This is a genomic window from Verrucomicrobium sp. BvORR106 (assembly GCF_000739655.1).
In the GTDB taxonomy this organism is placed as follows: domain Bacteria; phylum Verrucomicrobiota; class Verrucomicrobiia; order Verrucomicrobiales; family Verrucomicrobiaceae; genus Verrucomicrobium.
In genome coordinates this window covers 1-22,147 of record NZ_BATR01000093.1, presented here as the reverse complement: position 1 = coordinate 22,147, position 22,147 = coordinate 1, and the positions used below count along the sequence as shown (strand labels likewise).

At 60.2% G+C, this 22,147-nt stretch carries 19 protein-coding genes; 8 read left to right on the top strand and 11 right to left on the bottom strand.

Annotated elements, in window-relative coordinates; genetic code table 11:
- Positions 1-13: 13 nt before the first annotated feature.
- Positions 14-1,051, top strand: a complete 1,038-nt coding sequence (locus BV106_RS14965) for a VWA domain-containing protein (protein ID WP_081891754.1) — start codon at positions 14-16, stop codon at positions 1,049-1,051.
- Positions 1,052-1,101: 50 nt separating this feature from the next.
- Positions 1,102-1,806: a TIGR00266 family protein gene (locus BV106_RS14960; protein WP_009963952.1), complete on the top strand. Its 705-nt coding sequence runs from the start codon at positions 1,102-1,104 to the stop codon at positions 1,804-1,806.
- On the opposite strand, the gene BV106_RS14955 is transcribed toward BV106_RS14960, so the two are convergent.
- The 9 genes from BV106_RS14955 to BV106_RS14915 all read right to left on the bottom strand — a co-directional run bounded on the left by BV106_RS14955 (position 1,744) and on the right by BV106_RS14915 (position 10,027).
- Positions 1,744-2,709, bottom strand: coding sequence for an HpcH/HpaI aldolase/citrate lyase family protein (locus tag BV106_RS14955; protein WP_051945890.1), 966 nt, complete (start codon positions 2,707-2,709; stop codon positions 1,744-1,746). The genes BV106_RS14960 and BV106_RS14955 overlap by 63 nt on opposite strands.
- A gap of 18 nt (positions 2,710-2,727) precedes the next feature.
- Complete coding sequence (locus BV106_RS14950) at positions 2,728-3,840, bottom strand: cysteine protease StiP domain-containing protein (protein WP_051945888.1); 1,113 nt, start codon at positions 3,838-3,840, stop codon at positions 2,728-2,730.
- Positions 3,840-4,574 (bottom strand): hypothetical protein, encoded by a 735-nt coding sequence (locus BV106_RS14945; protein ID WP_038165984.1) that lies wholly within the window; start codon positions 4,572-4,574, stop codon positions 3,840-3,842. Before BV106_RS14945 ends, BV106_RS14950 begins: the two co-directional genes overlap by 1 nt.
- Positions 4,571-5,728, bottom strand: coding sequence for a phosphoribosyltransferase domain-containing protein (locus BV106_RS14940; RefSeq protein ID WP_051945886.1), 1,158 nt, complete (start codon positions 5,726-5,728; stop codon positions 4,571-4,573). The genes BV106_RS14945 and BV106_RS14940 overlap by 4 nt, the downstream gene beginning before the upstream one ends.
- Entirely contained in the window at positions 5,728-6,810 is a 1,083-nt protein-coding gene (locus tag BV106_RS14935; protein WP_051945884.1) for an ATP-grasp domain-containing protein, read from the bottom strand. The genes BV106_RS14940 and BV106_RS14935 overlap by 1 nt, the downstream gene beginning before the upstream one ends.
- 61 nt (positions 6,811-6,871) lie before the next feature.
- Positions 6,872-7,453, bottom strand: coding sequence for a TerD family protein (locus tag BV106_RS14930; RefSeq protein ID WP_038165981.1), 582 nt, complete (start codon positions 7,451-7,453; stop codon positions 6,872-6,874).
- Positions 7,454-7,534: 81 nt separating this feature from the next.
- The gene (locus BV106_RS14925; RefSeq protein ID WP_038165980.1) at positions 7,535-8,110 is read right to left on the bottom strand and encodes a TerD family protein; all 576 of its coding nucleotides are present in this window, start codon (positions 8,108-8,110) and stop codon (positions 7,535-7,537) included.
- A gap of 76 nt (positions 8,111-8,186) precedes the next feature.
- Positions 8,187-9,488 (bottom strand): TerD family protein, encoded by a 1,302-nt coding sequence (locus BV106_RS14920; protein ID WP_038165978.1) that lies wholly within the window; start codon positions 9,486-9,488, stop codon positions 8,187-8,189.
- A gap of 83 nt (positions 9,489-9,571) precedes the next feature.
- Positions 9,572-10,027 carry a TerB family tellurite resistance protein gene (locus BV106_RS14915; protein WP_038165977.1) on the bottom strand — a complete coding sequence of 152 codons (456 nt, stop codon included), beginning with the start codon at positions 10,025-10,027 and terminating at the stop codon, positions 9,572-9,574.
- Between the two features lie 162 nt (positions 10,028-10,189).
- On the opposite strand from BV106_RS14915, the gene BV106_RS14910 reads away from it, so the two are divergent.
- Positions 10,190-11,671: a sulfatase gene (locus BV106_RS14910; protein WP_038165976.1), complete on the top strand. Its 1,482-nt coding sequence runs from the start codon at positions 10,190-10,192 to the stop codon at positions 11,669-11,671.
- A gap of 9 nt (positions 11,672-11,680) precedes the next feature.
- Here BV106_RS14910 and BV106_RS14905 read toward each other — a convergent pair whose 3' ends face one another.
- A complete protein-coding gene (locus tag BV106_RS14905; RefSeq protein WP_051945882.1) occupies positions 11,681-12,598 on the bottom strand; it encodes a YceI family protein in 918 nt (305 codons plus the stop codon).
- Positions 12,599-12,763: 165 nt separating this feature from the next.
- Between BV106_RS14905 and BV106_RS14900 the strand changes: the two genes are divergently transcribed.
- The 3 genes from BV106_RS14900 to BV106_RS14890 all read left to right on the top strand — a co-directional run bounded on the left by BV106_RS14900 (position 12,764) and on the right by BV106_RS14890 (position 16,534).
- The gene (locus BV106_RS14900) at positions 12,764-13,627 is read left to right on the top strand and encodes a ThuA domain-containing protein (protein ID WP_038165974.1); all 864 of its coding nucleotides are present in this window, start codon (positions 12,764-12,766) and stop codon (positions 13,625-13,627) included.
- Positions 13,628-13,660: 33 nt separating this feature from the next.
- Complete coding sequence (locus BV106_RS14895) at positions 13,661-14,479, top strand: ThuA domain-containing protein (protein ID WP_038165973.1); 819 nt, start codon at positions 13,661-13,663, stop codon at positions 14,477-14,479.
- A gap of 102 nt (positions 14,480-14,581) precedes the next feature.
- The gene (locus BV106_RS14890; protein WP_038165971.1) at positions 14,582-16,534 is read left to right on the top strand and encodes an SGNH/GDSL hydrolase family protein; all 1,953 of its coding nucleotides are present in this window, start codon (positions 14,582-14,584) and stop codon (positions 16,532-16,534) included.
- 581 nt (positions 16,535-17,115) lie between these two features.
- On the opposite strand, the gene BV106_RS14885 is transcribed toward BV106_RS14890, so the two are convergent.
- The gene (locus BV106_RS14885) at positions 17,116-19,266 is read right to left on the bottom strand and encodes a beta-galactosidase (RefSeq protein WP_051945880.1); all 2,151 of its coding nucleotides are present in this window, start codon (positions 19,264-19,266) and stop codon (positions 17,116-17,118) included.
- Between the two features lie 134 nt (positions 19,267-19,400).
- Between BV106_RS14885 and BV106_RS14880 the strand changes: the two genes are divergently transcribed.
- On the top strand, positions 19,401-20,786 hold the full coding sequence (locus BV106_RS14880) for a hypothetical protein (protein WP_265595693.1): 1,386 nt from the start codon (positions 19,401-19,403) through the stop codon (positions 20,784-20,786).
- Positions 20,787-20,848: 62 nt separating this feature from the next.
- A partial coding sequence (lat, locus tag BV106_RS14875; protein ID WP_051945878.1) for an L-lysine 6-transaminase occupies positions 20,849-22,147 on the top strand: 1,299 nt, incomplete at its 3' end.

The following is a 22,147-nucleotide window of genomic DNA, read 5'->3' as shown; positions in this document are numbered from 1 at the left end:
CCCTTTCTGTCCCATGCGCCGCCTTCCCGTTTACGTTTTGTTGGATTGCTCCGAGTCCATGATAGGCAACGGACTCCGCGGCATGCGCACCGGCATCAGCAGCATGCTCAAGGCGCTGCGCCAGAATCCGCATGCCCTTGAGACCGCCTGGATTTCGTTCATCACCTTCGACAGTCGGGCTGAGCTGAAGTCACCCTTGCAGAGCCTGGATGAGGTGCAACCACCCCGCCTGCTGGTGAGACCCGGCACCTCCCTGGGCAGCGCCATCCTGCTTCTCTCGGAGCGCATCCTGCAGGAAGTGAAGCGCTCGCAGCCCGGCACCCTGACCAAGGGGGACTTCCGGCCCATCGTCATCCTCATCACGGACGGCCAGCCCACCGACGACTGGCGCACCGCCCTGCGGGAGATGAACAGCACGGTTAAGATCGCGAACCTCTACGCGGTGGGCTGCGGGGATGACATCGACTTCGCAGGACTGCGGGAGATGACGGACGTGGTGCTGAACCTGCAACAGACCGACGAGCAGGGCTGGGCGAAACTGTTCGTCTGGATCAGTGAAACCGTTTCCACCGCCAGCCGTGGAGTCGCCGATGGCGACGAGCGCGAACTCATGCTGGCCAAGCTGCCCGACTCTGTCGAGAAGATCGAGGACGACGACATTCCCTCCTACAGCGGGGAGTATGGCCGCGCCCGCCAGCTCTTCCTTACAGCCCTCTGCGGTGAAAACAAGCAGCCCTATCTCATGCGCTACCGCTGGGAGCCTGACTACCGGGTCTATGTTCCCGCAGCATCCCACATCATGGATGCGGAGACTTGCGACTTCAGCACCCGGGGTGGCACAGGGCTTCCCGCGGTCAATTCCCAAGAGGTGGACGGCTGCCCCCCTTGCGCCCACTGTGGCAACTCTTCCGCCGGCTCCTGCGGGAATTGCGGCACGGTCTTCTGCGGATCTTCCCGGCAGAAAGACGGCTCCAGCGTCTGCCCCGGCTGCGGGGCCATCCTTCGCCCCGGTGGCGGTGGTGAATTCAAGATCAAAGCCAGCGAAGGCTGAACGCCGGGCCTCAGACGGCATCCAACAGGTCACTCTTCTTTCTCCATCCCATGCCCACTTTCCAAGTCGTCGGTAACGTTGATCCCTTCCTGCATGTCTCCATGACCCGTGGTGAATCCATCTATGCCGAACGCGGCGCAATGGTCACCATGGACGGCACCCTGGAGTTAAAGGGAGAAGTCCGGGGCGGCATCATGCGCGCCCTGGCACGGCGACTGGCCTCTGGCGAGTCCTTCTTCCAGCAGAGTGTGGTCGCCACCAACGGCGACGGCGATGTGCTGCTGTCGCCCAACATGCCTGGGGATGTGATGATCCTCGACTGCGGTGCCAAACAGTACCGGCTCAACGATGGTGCCTTCCTCGCAGCGGAAAGCACCGTGGAAATCAAGACGACCACCCAGGGCATCTCTCAAGGTCTGTTCGGCGGCACCGGGGGCTGGTTCATCATGGAAAGCGCCGGCCGCGGCAAGCTGGCCATCTCAGGCTTTGGCGCGCTCTTTGCCATCGACGTCAATCCCACCACCGGAACCATCGTGGACAACAGCCACGTGGTGGCATGGGATTCCACCCTTCAGTACAACATCACCGCGTCCACAACCGGACGCGGTTTCTTCAGCAACATTATGAACTCCATGACCAGTGGAGAAGGGCTCGTGAACCGCTTCAGCGGCACCGGTCAGGTGATCATCGCCTCACGCAACCGCGCTGGCTTTGTGGACTGGATAGCAAGCCTCATCACTCCCGCTCGAGGGTAAGGCCTGGATCACGGGGGAGCCCAACAGCTCCTCCGCTTCGCGGTGCAGGACATCCCGCACGACCAGACGTCTCGCCCACTCGGCATGGCAGGCCGTTTCGTGCATGGAGCCGTTAAGACCGAAGACCGCCGGCGAATCGGGATGCAGGATGAGCCGGGCTTCGTCCAGCTCTTCCTCGGAGGGACGGTATGCGGCCCAGATGGCAGCCACCTGGGTGGGATTGAGAGCCGTCTTGCAGAAGATGCCACGATGAATGTCCTGCTCCACTTCACGGCGCAGCGTCTCCAAATCATCCAGGCGGTCAAACACCGGTCCGCACAAAGGCAGATTGTGCGCGCAGAAGACCTCGATCAATTCATCAATGATCCGGCCCAGAGGTGTTTCATAAACCGTGAAGCCTCGCGGGCGTCGAAGTCCGCCCAGTTGAGCAAAGAGGTCATTCGCACCAATGCGCACGCGCAGGATGCTTTCGCGATGCTCCGCGCAGACCGCGGCCAGCTCTCGCCGGCCACCGGCATCAAGCGTCTCCCGGGATTCCAGAATAGGCACGAGCGGAAATCGGCCATCCAGGATCTGGATCCAATGATAGATGCTGGCCGCCGTGGCCTTGGGCAGCACGAAGGCCGTGATGTGGTCCAGATGCGCAGTGTTCAGCAGCCGGGAAAGCATGTCTGAATCGGCAGGGCGCACCAGCAAAGCCCGCGGAGGAGTGGACTCGATGCGATGAAGCACCTCGCACAAGTCCGTGGCAGCACGGCAGCGATCGTCCGGGCGGACAGCATCCTCCAGGCAGACGGCCAGGGAGCAGATGCCGAGGTTTTTTCTCCCTCCCAAGATATCCTGGAGACCAGGCCGGGAAGCAGGTACATAGAGCAAAGGAGCCAGGCTGAGGGGGGCAGTCATGTGTGGCTAAAGTAGCAGTTATTGAGCAACATTCGCGATTAAAGCGACCGCGGCAAATGGCATCTGGCGCACCTCCAGGGACACACCCCGGTGCTGGGCAAGCTGCCGGATGAGCACGGCGTCCGTCTCACGAGCGTCTGGAGAAAGCAAAACCAAGCGAGGAAGACGTCGCAAGAGCACCCGCACCGTCTCGCCAATACCGAGCTTGATGCGGTTGCGATCGGTCATACCATGTTCATCCAGCAAGGCGGAGAGAAAAGCGTGGGCAGCCACATAGCGGGGCTGGCCGCCTGAGGCATTGGGGGGGGATGCGTCGCCGGAATCCAGGGCGGCCATCTTCTCGAGCATCGTGCGGACAAACCACTGGCTCAGATCGTAGCGCCGCAGATGGCGCAGTTCCACACAGCCATGCCACTCGCTGCCGCCCTCCTCTCCTCGAGGCAGGACCGAACGGGAGACCAGCCCGGAAACGGTGCCCCCCAGCAGGGTGGAAGGGATCAGATAATCCCGCGCATTGGGAGCATAGCAGGCCGCGCCACAGACATCGAGCGGAGTCCAGAGGCCATCATCTATTTCCTCAAACTCCGGCTTCCCTGCCAGGGACTGCCGCAGCTCCGTGGCAATGGTCCCCTTCCCCGTCCAGCCATCAACAAAGCGCAGGCTCTGGGCCGGGTGACTCTGCAGAATCGTGCGCAGCGCCGCATAGTCCACGCCGCGGTCACGAATGATGGAGATCGAATAGTGTGAGACACGCAGGTCGGGCCGGGTCTGGCGCAGGCGGTGCCAGAGTAGCGTACCGATGGGTGTGCCCGCCCGGGCAATGGAAGCAATGACCACCTCACCCTCATACGCACTCTCCGCGAGGGCCGCCGCCAGGCCGCAGATATCCTGCGCCAGTTGGGTGCCGTTGGTGATCAGGCTCTCCCGGAACAAGCGCATCCTCTGCCGTGTGGGAGCGTCTTCTGGACCGATCATTTCACTGTAGTGCCGCTGTCCGCTCTGAATAAGGCGCTCCCGCTCCTCCAGTGGGGTGGCAGACACCTCAATCCTCCGGAGCAAAAAAGTCACCTCCTCCGGCTGGTAGCTGCCGGAGAAACTGGCTTGGGAAGGTTGATCGAGGGTCGTTATCATCAAGGAATCGTAATGCATTGCTCCAGCTTGCTTCCCGCAGGAATGCCGAGAAACGAACAGGCTTTCATAAACTCAAGATCTGCAGGCATGTCTCCCAGTCCCATGAGTGGCGGGATGCCACCGGCGAAACGGTCCTGGTAAGCTGTAAGTCCCAGCAGTTTTGATACCCCAGGTGGCAGGACTTGCAGCTCATTCTTCAGCAGGGCAGCGCGACACTGACGGACCTGCAGGGTGGAGAGCAGATTAACACCGGCATCCGTCTGCCACCACTCTTCATCAGCCTTGGCCACCAGATAGGCAGGCAGAGGCGTGCCGCTCGCGACAAGACGCGGGCGGGCTGCTCCTTGTGAGAGGTCTGCGATCTGCAGCCTCACGGCTTCCAGCTCCTCTCCAGCAGTGGAGAGCACACCTGACATGTGGTCATTCCAGACCGGGTCGAGTTCCCCATCCCGCCCTACCATGATGGCTCCGTTCGCCAAGATGGCTCCGCGGAAATGGATCCCTTCAATGGCAACTCGGGAGAAGGAATCCAGATCACGGGCCGTGACAGCCACGATATCGAAGTGATTCGCCAGCGCCCGCATCAGCACGTAGGTGGCGCGGGGCATCCATGACGATGCGACCGGGCCTTCATCCGTCTGCCTCCACGTGGCTGGCACAGCCTCAGGCCCCGCGAACGCGCGGGCGAACAAGGTGCCATCCAGGTCTGTCGCAATCCAGTCACGGTGACTCATGAGCTCAATGTGCCGGGAAGTGGCAGGACTTCCAGCCGGGAAATGTGATGAATCGGGTGCGTAAGAGGCGGGAGAACGTCTTCACAGCACAGCAGAACCCGGTCATAACCGTGATCTTCCGGCACATTGTAGAGGAACTCCGTGTGCCGCTCTCCCGAAAGAGCAGGAAACGACCTGACATGACCAATGGCACCGCCAGGCAGCACCGGAGAACGGGTGGTGGCCTGCACCCAGGCAATGGCTCCTTTGGCCTCCAGATCAGCCGCCAGCAGCAAAGGCTGATAGCCATACTCGCCCGTCCCGATCACGAGGATGCGATGCCCCGGGGTCACCTCCAACTGCCACGGCAGATGCTGGGGGTGAGACAAGCCGTGGCGGGTCCCTCGCCGCGCCAGGCCCGCCCGATCCGGGTGGGGGACGGCTGGAGGAGCTTCCGCAAAGGTCCCTGTCTCAATGAATTCAAATCGCCCTTCCACCAAGGAGTGAAAAGCCGCAAACTCGGACTCTGTGGACTGGGCATCCGTCATCCATCGCGCCAGCACGGCAAGCTCCCGCCGGAGGGAGTCCGCCGCGATGCCCCGCCAGGCAGCATAGCTTGCGACTAATCCCAGTGCGGTCCGTCCCGTGGTGGCCTCATCATCCACTACCACCACTCGGCGAGCGGTGGTGAAAAGGCCTTCCGGGTCCTCCGCAGGTGACGGCAGGTGCACCAGATGCGCCATGGCATGAGAGTGACTTTCCACGAACTCAAATGCAATGGGCCCACCCGTGGGGCGTCGCGTGCTCTCAATGTAGAGGCCCTTCCCGCCCCTCTCGCACCAGGCGGCATACACAGCCTGCGCGAGGGTGGTGGCAGTCTCAGCCATGCCCACGAACAAGACAGGCCCATCCACAGGATCGATGGAAATTTTGTCTGCCAGGCGTCTGGCAACATCTTGCATGGCCCCAGGACGGGTGGGCATGTGCCGCCCCAACACCCTGCTGACAAACAGGAATCGACGACGGGCATTGTGCCTCAGGGCGAAGTCACAAATCTCCGGCAGAGGGAGTTCCTCCTGCCGCATGGACATGCGCAAGACACCGCCAGGAAGAGTGGCCTCATATTGCCCCGGATCCGTCCGGACCACGTGAGGCGGAAGCGTTTCTGCAGCCATCACAAGGGCGCTTCCTGAAGGTTGAATGCCTGCCGGTCCGCCAGGAAGGCGCAGAACCCCTGCTGGGCCCGCACCGTTTGAACGGGCCTGGCCAGCAACGCGGCCACGACATCGTCCTGCCCCAGCTTGAGTGCGATGGCGAGTTCGAGGAGATTAACGCCCGCGAGGCAGGCGAGCGCCAGCCCTCCGGACATGCGCCCGTTGATTTCCAACAACCGGGGCGGCCCACCTTTGCTGGTCGTGCGGAACTGCATGTTGAAGAGACCATCCAGGGAGAACCGGGCCACCAGACGGCGGGCCAGGGCCTCAATCTGCTCGTTGTGTCCTACAGTCTGTGAAGTGTCCTGTGAAACGGACGTTTTCGGCTTCATTCGCACCACGGAGGCCACGAGTTCGCCAGTACGACCGACACAGTCCACGCTGTATTCCACTCCGTCCAGGTACTCCATCACCATGACGTCGCGAAAGCTCTCTTCCCGGCCAAGGATGTCACAGGCCTCCGCCAGCGAGATCACGTTGGCGTGCCCGTCCAGCAGTCGGCTGACCGGGGTGATGCGGTCGTTGAGCACATAGAATCCCAAGCCGAAAATCGACTTGCCCGGTTTGAAGCAGGCGGTCCCGCCCTCCTCGCGGAAGGACTCCACTGCGGCAGTGAATTCTGCCACCGTGTTGACCTTGATGAAGCGAGAAACTAGGGCCACGTCCTCCGGAATCCCGGCAAGGAACTGGGGCTTGTCCTCCAGGAGACGCAGCGTCGCGTCATCTGCCGCCACCAGCACCTGGGTGCCCAGCGCCTCAAACTCCGCCCGTCTTGCCGATACGTTCGGCCGTGCCCGTCCTGGAACGAGCACCTGAATGCTGCGCGTACGGCAGACTTCCAGGCACCAGTCCACGTAGTCATCACCCTGAAGCCCATCAGGTTCGAGGAAAACCTCATCCGCACCGCACATGGCGGGCGCGTCCCACTGGGGGTGGCTGACGAGGAGATGGAGCCCGCCCCCCGCTGTGGGTTGCTTGAGCAACAGCAGCAAGGGGTGCAGGCTGGAACTGGCCCTGCTGAACCAGACACAAGGTTTGGTCATCAGGGCGCAGAGAGGAATGGCGTGGAACAGAATACTGGCAGCATGATACTGATGAAGCCTGTTAGAGGCTGGCCTTCATGGCTGGCAGCAGATCCTGGAAGGTTCGGCCGGAGGTGTTGTCACCAATGGCGTGCATCTTCCACTCGCCGTTGTGGCGGTAAACCTTGGCCATGACCATGGCGGTGTGCGAGCCGGTGCAGCTCAGGTCATACTTCGCGAGTTCCTGGTTGTTCCCACCATTGATCACACGGCAGAACGCGTTCTCGATCTCGGCAAAGCTCTGGCCGGTGAAGCTGTTCACCACGAACACCAGGGATTTCACCGAGGGAGAGACCTTGGAAAGGTCCACCACGATCTGCTCGTCATCGCCGTCCCCAGCGCCGGTGCGGTTGTCACCGGTGTGACGGATCGAACCATCGCGGCTGGCCAGCTGGCCAAAGAACACGATGTCCACCGGCTGGTTCTGCTCGTCGAAAAGCGCGCAGCTGGCATCAAGGTCGATTTCCTGATCCTTGCTGCCCAGGCCGAAGAAGGTCTTCTTTTTCTTCGCATCCCAACCCAGACCCATGATGATCTTGGTGAGGCTGCCACCCGCTTCTTTTTCAAGCGAGATTTTCTGTCCTTTTTGAAGGCTGATGGCCATATGAAAAAATGGTTGGAGGTGGTGAAACGGGGCCGCTCCACCTGATGGAGAAGTGGCCCCGGCAGGAAACGATATACGGCCCTAGATGTTGACGCCGTAGTTCTTGGCCATGGCCCCGAGGCCACCCTGGAAGCCCTGGCCCACTGCGCGGAATTTCCACTCACCGCTGTGACGATAGACTTCACCGAAGACCAGAGCAGTCTCAACGCTGAAGTCTTCGCTCAGATCGTAGCGCACGATCTCCGCGCCGTCCGCTTCATTGACGACGCGCACGAAGGCCTGGCTCACCATGCCGAAGTTCTGCTTGCGGGCTTCGGCATCATGGATGGTCACGGAGACGGAAACCTTGTCCACATCTGCCGGAACACCAGCGAGGTTGACTTTGACCACTTCGTCATCGCCATCACCAGCACCCGTGGTGTTGTCGCCCAGGTGTTTGACCGAACCGTCTGCCGATTCCTTCTGGTTGAAGAAGATGAAATCTGCATCGCTGCGCACCTTGCCTTCCGAAGTCAGGAGGAAAGCGCTCGCGTCAAGGTCGAAACCAGCCCCGTCCGTGGAGCGGGCATCCCAGCCAAGGCCGATCAGGATGTTCGTCAGACCAGGAGCCGTCTTGGAGAGGGATACGTTGCCGCCTTTGCTAAGTGAGATTGCCATGGTGTTTAGGTATGTATGGTTTGGTCTTCTTTTTGAGGGAAACTGTAGGACAGCTAACACGGCGATCGGTTCAAAATCAGATGTACCGCCGCGGATTGTTTTTGTTGAAAGACGCCGCCTTGGAAGCAAGGCTGCCTTTGAACACGGCCGGACCGTCCATGGTGGCCTTTAAGCCCCCCTCCGCCGTCCACTGAAGCCAGGGGGTATTCTCGCTGCCGGGATGTGAAGTCAGGCCAGAGGGTTCAAGGGTAATACCCTCGGCATCGATCACCGCCAGCCCGATCACATAGCTGTAAACCGTGTCATCCTTCGACGCCGCAATTTTCATGAAGTCAAAGGCACACTCCACCACCTGGTTCCCGTACTCCATCTTCATGATGGGGCGGAGAGACGCCACGGAGACTGCGCCGTTGGACACTGCGGAATAGACGCTGAATACCATGCCCACCCTGCCACCCATGCGCTGGGCGATCGCCGGATTCACCTCCACCGTCTCGGTGGCGGGGGCATTGAGTGACGCCACTGTCACGTCACCCAGATGGCGGGCGAAGGGCATGGAATCGAAGCTGCCCGCAAAATCGGGCGCCTGAATGAACTTCATGCGCCCATCAGGCAGCAGCATCCCCACCCGCAGGTCGAGGTCGTCATTGCTGTCGGAGTCATCGCCGTTGTCTGTCCAACTCGCCTTGACGATCAGCTTGGCAGGGGCTCCTGCGCCCTTTTCCAAAGAGACGCGATGGGTCTGCCCGGGTTTGGTCAGCGTGATTTTAGACAGGGACACCTTCGCTGGCAAAGGAGGAGGTGCTGGCTTTGACACGGGGGCGGCGGTTGCAGGTTTCGGCTTTTCCTCCGCCACCTCACCACCAAAGTGCTTCAGCAGGGCTGCCAGACCGCCGTTGAATCCTTGCCCAGTCGCCGCGAGGCGCCATTCATCCTTCCAATAGAGCTCGATCAACATCAGGGCTTTTTCCCCGGCGTAGTCAGCGGGCTGGAGCCGAAACTCCGCGGCCGTCTTGCCGGAATCCCCCACTTGGACATACCCCTTAGAAATGTCCTTCATACTGGCAGCGCCATCGATGGTGGCGGCGAAGACGAGCCTTTTGATGCCAGCGGGCAGTCCCGCAAGATTTAACACAAACGTTTGATCCACATCGCCTGCCGTCCCCTTGGCTTGAATGGAGCCACAGGGAGACGCTGGCTGATTGTAGAAAACGAAGTAGCGCTCGTCCGAAAGACGTCCTTGGGCATCGAGCCCGAAACAGCTCAAATCAACGGTCGAAGGAGCCGGGACTCGCAGGGTCACCTGCACTTTCACCCCCGAGATTCCAACACCGAGGCTGGAGAGGGTGGATTTTTGGCCGCGCGCAAGGGGAGTCATCGGAACTGGTAAAGTCCGTTGCGTGGAGGGTCAAACTGAAGGAGGTCACAAGGACCTCCCCAAATGCAACTTGCTGATCCGATCTAGAGATCGAAATCTGCCGGGCTGATGCCAACGGCGGAACAGGCTTCTTTGACAGCCTTCTTCTCGTCGGAGTCGAAATTGCCGTCAGAACCGCCAATGATGATGCCAATCTGAATCACAGCGCGAGCCTGATCTGGCTTGCTCTTGAGCTTGGCAATCGCCTGGATAGCCTCGACTTTGCCAAAGTCATAGTCGGCAGTCATCTTGTCGCAGAAGTGGTCAAACTTCTGCTTCAATTCGGCCGCCGGGAAAATCTTCAGCATCTCGTTGTTGGTGATCAGGGTGGCGATCTTGCCCTTCTCCTGACCACTGATCGTGCCATCTGCCGCCGCGATCATGGCGCACATGGCCATGGTCCCGTTCGCAAACTCGGCATTTTTGAACTTGCTGATGTTCGTCTGCAGGGATGCGTTCATCCCGGCCACTTTGTCTTTGAGATTGTCCCAGAAGCTCATGGGGAGACTTCATACATGTGACAAGAGTGTCGAGCAACAATTTGAAATTATTTTCAGTGGAAATGTTACTGAAGGGTCCTTGACCCGCCTCACGTTTCATAGCGCAGGCGACCCTGGTCGCTCCTGGTATAATTTTTATAGCCAAGTATTCCTGCTGATACCATGCGCATTCTTCTCAGCCTCTCCTCGCTCCTCCTCTTTCCGCTCCTGGTCCAGAGCGCTCCGCCTCCCAATGTGCTCATGATCGCCATTGACGATCAGAATGACTGGCTCGGCTGCTTGGGAGGCCATCCGCAGGTGAAGACACCGCACCTGGATGGTCTGGCCGCACGGGGGACGAACTTCACCAATGCCCATTGCCAGGCCCCGCTGTGCAATCCTTCACGCACCAGCCTGCTCACTGGACTGCGCCCCAGCACGACTGGCGTCTACGGTCTGCAACCAGGCTTCCGTCAGGTCGAATCCCTCAAGCATCATGTCACGCTGCCGCAGCAGTTCATGCAGGCGGGATATTACACTTTCACCTGTGGCAAGATCTACCACGACGGCTCAATCAAACCTAAAGATCGCACGGGGGAATTCACAGAATATGGGCCCGCAGCGGGGATGCCCAAGCCTGCGCAACCCATCGCAAAACTACCTATCGCCGGTCGCCATCCTGCCATGGACTGGGGCGTCTATCCCGAGCGGGATGAAGACCAGCCCGACTGGAAGATTGCAAATGCAGCCATTGAGAAGCTTAAAACTGTGCCGGGCGACCGACCATGGTTTATCTCCGCAGGATTCCGCCTGCCTCATGTGCCCTGCTTTGCTTCACAGGCGTGGTTTGATCTCTACCCTGCAGCAGATGTGAAGCTGCCGCTGGTAAAATCCGATGACCGCGACGATTTGCCGCGGTTCGCAGGCTATCTTCACTGGAAGCTTCCAGAACCTCGGCTGAAGACCTTGCAGGACTTGGATGAATGGCGGCCTCTCGTGCGTGCCTATCTGGCCTCCATCAGCTTCATGGACAGCCAGGTGGGACGGCTGCTGGAGGCACTGCAAACTACCGGCAAGCTGGACAACACGATCGTTGTGGTGTGGGGCGACCACGGCTGGCACCTGGGGGAAAAAGGGATTACAGGAAAGAACACCCTCTGGGAACGCAGCACCCGGGTGCCCTTCATCTGGGCAGGTCCCGGCATCACCCGGGGCCAGAGTTGCTCACGCCCCGCAGAACTGCTCGATACCTTCCCCACTCTTCTGGAACTGGCAGGATTGCCTTCCCGGTCAGACCTGGAAGGTCACAGCCTGGTCCCGCAACTCAAGGATGCGCAGGCACCCCGTGAGTTTCCCGCGATCACCACGCACAACCAGCACAACCATACCATCCGCACGGAGCAGTGGCGCTACATCCGCTACGCTGATGGCAGCGAGGAGTTGTACGATGAAACAGCTGACCCGAATGAGTGGCAGAACCTCGCATCTGATCCCGCCCGCTCCGCCGTGAAACAAGAACTGGCCCGCTGGCTGCCCAAGACCAATGCCCACGCCGCCCCCGGCAGTGCCAACCGGGTGCTGACCTATGACGACGGGAAGCCCGTGTGGGAAAACGAAGCCATCGAACCGGATGACGACTTCCCCATGGATGTGCTCGTGAAATAGGGGCTCTATCTATTTCAAGACCGCACTGGCCGTGAGGATCCGCAGTTGCAGCTCGATCACGTCGTTTACCAAATGACCCGCGAGTCTGCGGAAATAACGTCCTGACCCGTACAGCACACCCCACTCGGTGCGGTCCAGCGCCAGGGATGCCTGCAAGGCCGCCTTCCCTTCCGGGGTAAAGCCCGCCGCCGCGCTGATGGTGAGCGCGCGCGTCTCTCCACGCAGCGTCAGGGTGCCGTGGAGTTTGAGATTCTGGCAGCCTGGGGACTCAGAGCACACCTCCGCCCGATCAAAGGCAAACACCGCCTCCGGGTGATTCTCCACGTCAAAGAAGTCGTCACTCTCCAGATGGTGGATGAGCACATCATGCAGCGGCCCGCCGGCCAGATCCGCGCAGGTGATCTCGCGCAGGTCCACCGTCACCGCCCCGGAGTCTGGTGCCCCCTCTAGAAAATTGACGTACCCCTCGCTGATGGCCACATGCCCCCAGTGATGATTGATCAGGTTGCGCCCCACCCACACGACCTTGCTCTCCGCCAGATCCAGTGGGAACCGGCCGTCCCGGACGGCCTGCCCGCCCGGCGACACTGAGGGGGCCTCCACGGGTCTCCCCTCGGCCCGCCAGGCCTCCAACCCACCACGAAAATCATAGACCTGGCCGTACCCGGCACGTTCCAGCTTGGCGGCTGCCGTGGAGGATTCCCTGCTCTCCGGAGCCACGCCGTACACGCAGACCGGCTGGTCCCGGCGGAGGGCTTTGCCCGCCAGATCGTGCAGAAACACCACCTCAAACACGCACTGATTGATAGCCCCGGGCAAGTGTCCCTCCTGGTAGTCCTCCGCCAGCCGGACGTCCACCAGGGCGAGTTCCGGGTGCGTTTCGCGCAAGGCGTCGAGTTCAGCGGGAGTCTGGATCAATTGAGGCATGGCGGGAGGAGTTGGGAATCGGGGCGCAGTATCACTTCGCAGCCCGCCCCTCTCACGGCCGGGCAAAAGCGGGTGAACCTTGGCGCAAATATTCGCCCCCTCCTCGCGTTTAGTTTGCCTGCGCGGGCAATTCCCGCCAGCATTTCCGCTCTGCTTCACCCACTCATGAAACGCCGCCTCTTCTACTTCACCTCCGTCGCCGCACTGGCCCTCTCCCTCGGGGTCACCACCCTCCTTCGCGCCGCCGACCCCGCCAAACCCAAGGCTCTGCGAGTCCTGCTCGTCACCGGCGGCTGCTGCCACGACTACGCCAAGCAACGCCTGATCCTCGCCGAAGGACTCAGCTCCCGCGCCAACATCGAGGTGGAATTTGCCCACACCGATGACAAGAGCACCAAGGCCAGCTTCGACATCTACAACAAGGCCGACTGGGCCAAGAACTACGACGTGGTCATTCATGACGAATGCTCTGCCGATGTGAAGCAGCAGCCCTATGTGGACAACATTCTCAACGCTCACAAGGACGGCGTCCCGGCAGTGAACCTCCACTGCGCCATGCACAGCTATCGCGTGGGCAACTTCCGTGACCCGGTGCAGTCTGGCTCCCCGGATGCCCTGTGGTTTGACCTCATCGGCCTCCAGTCCAACGGCCACGGGCCCCAGGAGCCGGTCGCCATCACCTTCACAGACAAAGAGCACCCCATCACCAAGGGCCTGGGCGACTGGACCACCATCAAGGAGGAACTCTACAACAACATCAAGATCCTCACCGCCCACCCCCTGGCCTCCGGCAAGCAGACCGTGAAGAACAAAGACGGCACCACCAAAGATGTGGAGACCGTCGTGGCCTGGACCAACGAATACGGCCCGAAGAAGACCCGCACCTTCAGCACCACCATCGGCCACAACAACGAAACCGTAGGTGATGCTCGCTACCTCGACCTCGTGACCCGTGGCGTGCTCTGGTCCGCAGGCAAGCTGGGTGATGACGGCAAGCCTGTCGCCGGCTACGAAGCCACGCAGAAGTGAGTTTGAAATGATCCGTTCCAAGTTTTCATATCTATGAAACGACGTCTGTTTCTTCCCGCACTGGTGGCCGTAGCCACCGGCCTCGGCATCTGGGCGGCAGAGGCCCCCAAGGAAAAACCCAAGCCCCTGCGTGTCCTCATGGTCACAGGCGGTTGCTGCCATGACTACGAGAACCAGAAACGCATTCTGGCTGAGGGGTTGAGCTCCCGCGCCAATGTGGAGTTCACCATCGTGCATGAGGGCCCGGACCCGAAAGCCAAGGATGCCCGCAACCACAAGGTGAGCATCTATGAAAAAGATGACTGGGCCAAGGGATATGACCTCATCCTGCACAACGAGTGCTTCGGCGCCGTGGATGACGTGGCCTTTGTCGAGCGCATCGCCAAGCCTCACTTCGATGGCGTACCCGCTGTCATGCTGCACTGCTCCACCCACAGCTACCGTGCCGCGAAGACGGACGAATGGCGCAAGGCGCTGGGCCAGACCAGCATGAGCCATGAAAAGAACCGGGACCTCCTGGTGAAGACGGTGAATGCCGAGCATCCTGTGATGCAGGGCTTCCCCAAGGAGTGGCTCAACAAGGCGGATGAACTCTACAAGAACGAGAAGCTCTGGGAGAACTTCGTCCCCCTGGCCCAGGCCTACGGTGAAGAGACCAAGAAAGACCACGCCGTCATCTGGGTGAATACCTACGGCAAGGGCAAGGTCTTCGGCACCACCCTCGGCCACGGCAACGCCACCATGGAAGACCCTGTTTTCCTGGACCTCGTCGCCCGCGGACTCCTCTGGGCCTGCGGCAAACTCGATGACAAGGGCAAGCCGCTCCCCGGCTACGAGTCCCAGCAGAAGTAACTGCTGATTGAAAAGTTATTCGTCAAAAGTGAAAAGTGGGGCTTCAGGAAACTGAAGCCCCACTTTTTGATCCGGCCCAGCCCCCTCTTCCTCCCCCGTCCCATGTCCCATTCGTATCTCCCGATCACTCTTGCCTGCGCGGCTCTGCTTCCCCTCTGCAGTGCCGACCTCCGGGCTCAGGCACCCGCCACGCCCGCGCCTGCATCAGCCCCTGCCACTCAAGCGGAACTGGCTGCCCTGGCCAGCATCCCCGCCTTCACGATGCGCGACGGCCTGCCCAATTTTGCCCGCATGGTCGCCAACAAGGAGGAGGTGCGCGTCTCCTACTTCGGCGGCTCCATCACGGCAGGCGCTGGATCGAGCAAGCCCCAGTTTTGTTACCGCGAACTCCTGCACACGTGGCTGAAGCAGCAGCATCCCGATACGCGATTCACTCCCTACAATGCCGCCATCGGCGGCACGGGCTCATGGCTGGGTGCCTTCCGCTGCTGGAATGATGTCGGCTACCAGCGCCCTCATCTCGTCATTGTGGAGTTCGCGGTCAACGATGGCGGCGCTCCGGAAGCTGAAGTCATCGCCAGCATGGAGGGCATTGTCCGGCAGCTGCGTTTGAATACACCTTCCAAGCCCGACATCCTGTTTGTGTACACCCTGGTCAAAGGGCACCTGGATGATCTCAAGGCGGGCAAACTGCCGCCCACCATGCAGTACCATGAGAAGGTGGCTGCCCACTATGGCATCCCCAGTGTTGTCATGGCCAAACGGGGCGCGGAAGAGATCCTCAGCGGTCGCATGACTATGGAGGCCTTCGCCAAGGACAACGTTCACCCGACGGACGCTGGCTATGCCCTCTATCTCGAAGCCTTGAAGCCTTTCTTCAGTCAGGTCTTCACCACATCGCCGTCCGCCACCGTGGTAAACAGCAAGGTGCCCGCTCCACTCTCGCCCCAGGCCATGGAGAAGGCGAAGCTAGTTTCCTATGACTGGACCACCCTGGACGAAGGCTGGCTCGGCTGGCAGCTGAGTTCCGCCAGCCAGATTCCCCACCTGGCCGTGAGCAACAAACCGGGCTCCACCATCTCCTTCAAGTTCAAAGGATCCCAGGTCGGCATCTATGACATCATCGGCCCGGACACTGGAAACCTCGAGTTCTCCCTCAACGGAGGCGACTGGCAGAAGAAGGTAAACTTCGACAAGTACTGCCTCACCTACGCCCGTCCCCACGCCACCCCGCTGGCGCAAAACCTTGATCCCTCCAAAGAGCACGAAATCAAAATCCGCATCGCCGCCGACAAGCCGGAAGGCAGCAAGGACATCTACACCCGGTTAGGCTGGTTCCTGGTGGACGGCACCGTGAACGATCCCAACGCTGGGATCGATCCGCTGAAGCGCATCGACAACATCTATGCCACGATGAAACCAGTCACCTGGACCGCCCCGGAAGACCGCTGGACGAATCTGGAGAAGACCCGGGAAAAGCTCGCCAACGGTCCCTCCTTCACCATGGTGTTGCTCGGTGACAGCATCATCGGTGACACCTCAGCATCCAACTTCGAACTGCTCATGCAACGGGACTATCCCAAGAGCAGCATCAAGAAAGTGCTCAGCCTCCGCGGTTCCACCGGCTGCTGGTGGTACAAAGATGAAAACCGCGTGGAGAGCTACGTCATCCAGCACAATCCGGATCTGCTCGTCATCGGCGGCATCAGCCAGCGCGATGACATTGAAGCCATCCGGTCTGTCATTCACCAGAGCCGGGCCAAGCTGCCCAACTTGGAAGTCCTGCTGCTCCCTCCCACCTTCGGGTCCAACAACAGCGCCATGCTGCAGAACTACACTCTAAAACCAGACGCGAAAGCTTACCCCTATCGCGCCAATCTACAGAAGCTCGCCCAAGAGGAGAAGTGCGGTTTCTTTGATATGACCGCCCCCTGGTGGGAATACATCAAGTCCAGCGGCTATGCCACGGACTCCTTCAAGCGTGATGTGGTCCACGCCAATGCCCGCGGCAGCCAAATTCTGGGCCGCCTCATGCAGAAGTTCTTTGCTCCTTGAGAGCTGCGGAGAGCAATCATCAACGCCCCTTAATCACATCCCTGTCCGCCACTGGAAGCATTCTGGTGGCGGACTTTTTCGTCTCCTTGCCGCCCCAAAAAAGAAAGGGTGTGGTTGCCGGAGGTCGCGACATTTGGGAAGATTTCCTCCCGTCCGCGATTTTTTTCCAGGATCAAAGCTTCCGCTCCGTCCTTTCTTTTACCTCTCCGGCAATCACACCACTTATACTTTAAGAAAATCGAGTAGGAATGTCGATAGCAAATTTCAGAAATTCACGGAGGTGATTCGAAGATGAAAGTGCCTACCAAGCGAACATGGGTTGTGACACGCGGCCTGACGATTTCTGAAAATGTTCTATCCAGGGGAAGCTCGGGGAGCGCACGCATCTTGCATGCTGTTCGCGGCATCTTGCCGGGAACGTCAGGCGGCGGAGACGGTAGGAGGAAAAGCAGATGCTGTCGGCTTCCCCACCTGACTATCATCCTCGAACGGCACCCAATGTAGGCTCGCTGGAAGCTCGCCAACATTGGGCTTGTGGCCCCATCCTCTTCGAGGAAGAACTTCAATTCAATTCCTGACGATCACTTCACCAGTCGCTTTCCGGGAATGGAATACGAAAACGGCTCCCGCTCGCCAAACCACACGCGGTAAATGTCGTAGTTCGTCTTCATCATCTCCTCCAGCAACGGCTTCCAGGGACGATCTGTCACCGAGATGACGCCGGAGTTGGAACGCTCCCCATCGAAGCCCGAGAACCACCGACCTGTCACCGACTGGTCCACCAGCGTGAACCATTCCGCGCCAATCACGAACCCTAGCGCGGCGCTCTGCTCCACATAATTGCGGTACATCAGACCTCGCTCCTGCTGGCTCCCCACCTCACGTCCTCCATCCAGGCCGCTGTCCTTGGGTGAGGACCAGAAGAACTCGCTCAGCATGATGGGCAGCCCCCCGGTCCATTCATGGACCTTGCGCAGGTGGTCCTTGTCCACACCATAGGTGTAGTAGTTATAGGACATCACATCCAGATGAGGCCCCATGGCCCGGCAGATCCACTCGTGGCTGATCGTGCCCGGTTGGAGGCGGCTCCCGATGAGCAGGTGATTCGGATCATGCTTGCGAAAGGCGGTTTTCACCAGCTTCAGGTATTCATCCAGAAAGTGCGTGGCAAAGGCCTGGGCATCTGCCTTGGCCGCTGCAGCAGTCATCGTCAGCCCCACGTCCAGCAGCGCATCAAACGAGGCAGCGTTGGCTTCCCAAGCTTTGTTGAAGGCCCCTATGGACTGGTACTTGTTCTGGAGCCACTTCACCAGCTCACGCTTGCAGGCATGCTCACTGCCCTTCAGGGAAGGCACCACATGGGGAATTTGCTCATAGATGGGCTCATTCACGATGAAGTACCCGATGATCAACGGGTCCTGCGCCTTGGCCGGAAGCTCGCGGGCCATGTTGGTCTCGATCGCAGCGCGTGTTTTTTCATCGAACGGGTCAAACGTCTCATGAATGCCTGAGATCCGCGGTACGCCCTCCCACACATTGATGGGCAGATGCGCGACGGTCGGAAACTTTGCCGTGGCCCGGGCTTTGTCGCCCCCCGAGGAAAAGGCGCCAATGGAGTTGAAACCCCATTGCTTCATGCGGGCGATCATCCGCGCGGTGTAGCTCTCATCCGTGTACGGTTCGCCATACTTCCTCACTTGGTTGATCAGGTGGTAGGAAAGAATCGTCCCGTTGCTTCCCGGACGGAATACCGAGGCGTACTCACCCTCCGGTTTCGGCAGCCATTCATACGCCGCCTCACGCCCCTTCACCAGGGTGTAGTCGTCATTGGGATTCACGACACACAGCCCCAGATGGAAGAAGGCATTGCCCACCGGGTTCACCAGAATCGAGCGATCCCCTTTCTTCTCCACATGAAAGAAGCCTGTCGCCTTAAGACCAAGCTTTTCCTTGCTCCCCAGGAGGCCGCCGAATTCATCCCTCTTGGGTGGAGTCAGGCTGTCGTAGTACTTCTTCTCGGCCACCACATCCGCCTTCAGTTCTTCCAGACTCTTCACCTTGTCGGACCACTCCTCACGGGTGGACTGGCCAAAGCTATCCACCAGAGGCTTTGTCACCCCCGCCGGTCCTGTCTCCGCAATCTCATACACGAACTCCGGCTTGTTCGCGTCATAGGGAGTGAAGCTGTGCCAATGGAAAATCGACCAGTTCCATTCGCGATTGTCAGACAGTTGCAGAAAGCTGTTGTCCGGCACCTGCACCGTCAGTTTTCTGCCCTCATAGTTGGTCAACGCCAGTTCCGGAGCATGCCCCTGATAAAGATGCGGACTGGCAGGCTTGGATTTGGGGAACTCGCCGGACTTGCCGCCCATTTTCCACGAACCACCTTGGTTGTAAGCAATCGGCAGTTGCAGGGAGGTGCCGATGTTTTTCACATCGGCCGGGATCTGGGTCACCTTGCAGGAAAGCTTTCCGTCATTGCCCAGTGTCACCTCGGCCACGCCACCGCCTACATAGCGGAGCTTCACAGTCTTGCCACTGATGGTTGTTTCCACCACCTTGTGAAGGGGCTGGTTTCCGGCATCCAGCAGCTGAGGATACTCCAGAGTCAGCCTTCCCAGATTGCCTGCGTCAATCTCCAGGCCTTCATTGACAAACTTGAAGCTGGCGCTGTAAGCGGCGCTACCGCTGAGGGCGGTCCAGATGAGAAACGTGGCGAGGGAACGATGCATGGCAGTGGCTCGGTTGACGGCGCGGGCATCTCACCACGGCCCTTCGTACCCCGCAAGTCAAATGACGCCGCGCGCCACCGATGGTGATTGCCGCGAAAGATTACCCCGCCCACGTCCTTAGTTGGGAATTCGCCATGCCCCGGATTGCCCGCCTTCTCCCCCTCCTGCTCTGTCCCGCCCTCGGTGCCAGCCCGTTGCTTGCAGAGCCCTCCGCCGTCGGCAGGCAGTTGCAGGTCAATCCTCAAACCGGTCTGGACACTCATGATGGCATCACCCAGCCCGTGAAAACCATCGCCCGAGGCGTCCGCCTGGCCCAACCCGGTGACACACTGAACCTCGCCCCAGGCACCTATCATGAGTCCCTGGATCTTTCCTTGAAGATGGGAGAAGCCGACAAACCCATCACCGTGGATGGCCACGGCGCAGTGCTCGATGGCAGCGAACCCGTGCTCGCTGCGGACTGGGAATCGCTGGGGCAAGGTCTCTATCGCAAAACGAAGATCCTGCCCAACATGGGCCCCGCCATCGCAGGTCGCTGGTTCTTCCTGTGGGATGGGAAGATGAACCACATGGGCCGCACTTCGAAAGGGCCCAGCGCCCCCTTCAAGAAACCCGAAGAACTCCAGCCCAAGGAATGGACCTACATCGCAGCGGAGGATGCCTTCTACCTCAAACTGCCTGAAGGACAGGACCTGGGAAGCGCGAACATCCGGTACCCAGCCCGCAGCAATGGCGTCGTCATGGCCGGGCGTGGTGCCCATCTCGTGGTAAAGAACGTCACCAGCACTCACGTGTGGAACGATGGCTTCAACGTCCACGGTGCCCAACGCAGTCTGAAGTTCGAGAACATCGCCTCCATCGAGTGCGGAGACGATGGCTTCAGCGCACACGAAGATGCGCAATGTGAGATCAACGGCTTTGTCAGCATCGGGAATTCCACCGGTCTCTGTGACGTGGGCGAGAGCGTGACGCACTACCGCAATGTGTTCATCAAAGACTGCATCGGGCATGATCTCTTTTTCATCGGTCTTGACCACTCCCTGGAGAATGCCTTGGTGGAAAGCAGCGCCAGCTCCGCGCTCAGCTTCGATGGAGGTCGCCTGCCGGAAGGCAAGACCGCCAGCCTCCGGGTGAAGAATCTGCACCTGCGCCGCACGGCCGATGGGATCAAGGAAATACGGCTTGGATCCCGCGGGAAGTTTGAGGCAGACCGTTGCACCTTTGAGGGGTTGAACGTCACCGCCACTCCTGGCGCCTCCGTCCGTCTTCAGTCGAGCATCGTCACCGGCACCCGCAAACCAAACATCGCGATCTGGTCGACCGCCACCTGGACAGGCGGCTCCAATGTTTACGACCTCAACAGTTTGAAGATGGACAAGACGACATTCAACGCCGCCACCTTTGGCGACTTCCAGAAGCTCGTGTCCAGTGAGGAGAGCTCCCGGTGGGAAACCTCCCCTGCTGCACATGAAGGGATCGGCGCAGATCCTGCCGTGCTCGCCAAGATCCGCCGCGAGTAGCGCTAGCCCCGCTTTTTACCGGGCTTGCCCCCGTAGAGCCATTCCGCTATAATGCGGGAGTTATGAGTGCGCGCAGGCTTCACAAGCCCGCGGAGGCTCTCCGCGAGCTGGGCGAACACGTCCTTCTGGACGGCTTCGGCGTGGTCTTGGACTTCGACAAGAGCCACGGTTGCTGGGTGGTGGACCAGGCCAGCGGCAGATCCTTGCTGGATCTGTATGGATGTTTTGGTTCCCTCCCGGTGGGGTTCAATCACCCGGATCTGGATGTGGATGCCTTCCAGCATGATCTCCTCACCGCCAGCCGGGTGAAGGCGGCGAACTCAGATGTGTACACCATGCTGTACGCCAAGTTCGTCCGCGCCTTCCATGACCTGGCGGGACTTCCTCCTCTGGAGCGTTACTTCTTTATCGAAGGGGGTGCCTTGGCCGTGGAGAACGCGCTCAAAGCCGCCATGGACTGGAAGGTCCGTCGCAACCTCGCCGCTGGCCTGGGCGAGCGCGGCACTGCCATCGTTCACTTTGAAAAAGCCTTCCACGGACGCAGCGGCTACACCCTGAGTCTCACCAACACGGACCCAGTCAAGACGGACTACTTTGCCAAGTTCGACTGGCCGCGGCTCCCAGCCCCCGCGCTGGACTACGGCCTGCCGCCCGATCTTCGCAACGCACGGGCCGAGGCCACAGAGGAGCGCACCTCCTCACAGCTGCGCAAGCTGCTGGACCAGCAGGGAACGGATATCGCCGCCATCATCATCGAGCCCATTCAAGGAGAGGGCGGAGACCGCCACTTCCGCGGTGAGTGGTTACGCACCCTCCGCAGTATCTGTGATGAATATGAGGTCCTCTTGATCTTCGACGAAGTCCAGACGGGCGGGGGCACGACAGGCCGCATGTGGTGCGCCGAGCACTTCCGGGTGGTGCCGGATCTGCTGGCCTTTGGCAAGAAGGCGCAGGCCTGCGGCGTGATGGCGGGCCCCCGGCTTGATCAGGTGCCAGACAATGTCTTTCGGCTCTCGGGAAGGATCAACTCCACCTGGGGCGGCAGCCTCGTGGACATGGTGAGGGCCACGCACTTCCTGAGGTTGATCGAGAAACGCCACTTGCTCGAGAATGCCCGACGGGTCGGCAAACTCCTGACGGGCAGCCTTGAAGCACTGGCGGAACGTGAGCCAATGATCACTGCCGTACGTGGCCGCGGACTCATGATCGCCTTTGACCTGCCCACCCGGGAGGAGCGTGATGAGTTTCATCGTGGTCTCTTTGAGGTGGGAGTGCTCGCCTTGCGTTGCGGAGAGCGCTCCATCCGCTTCCGCCCTGCCCTGGATCTCCCCGCAGAGATCGTCACCCACATTATCGAGCTT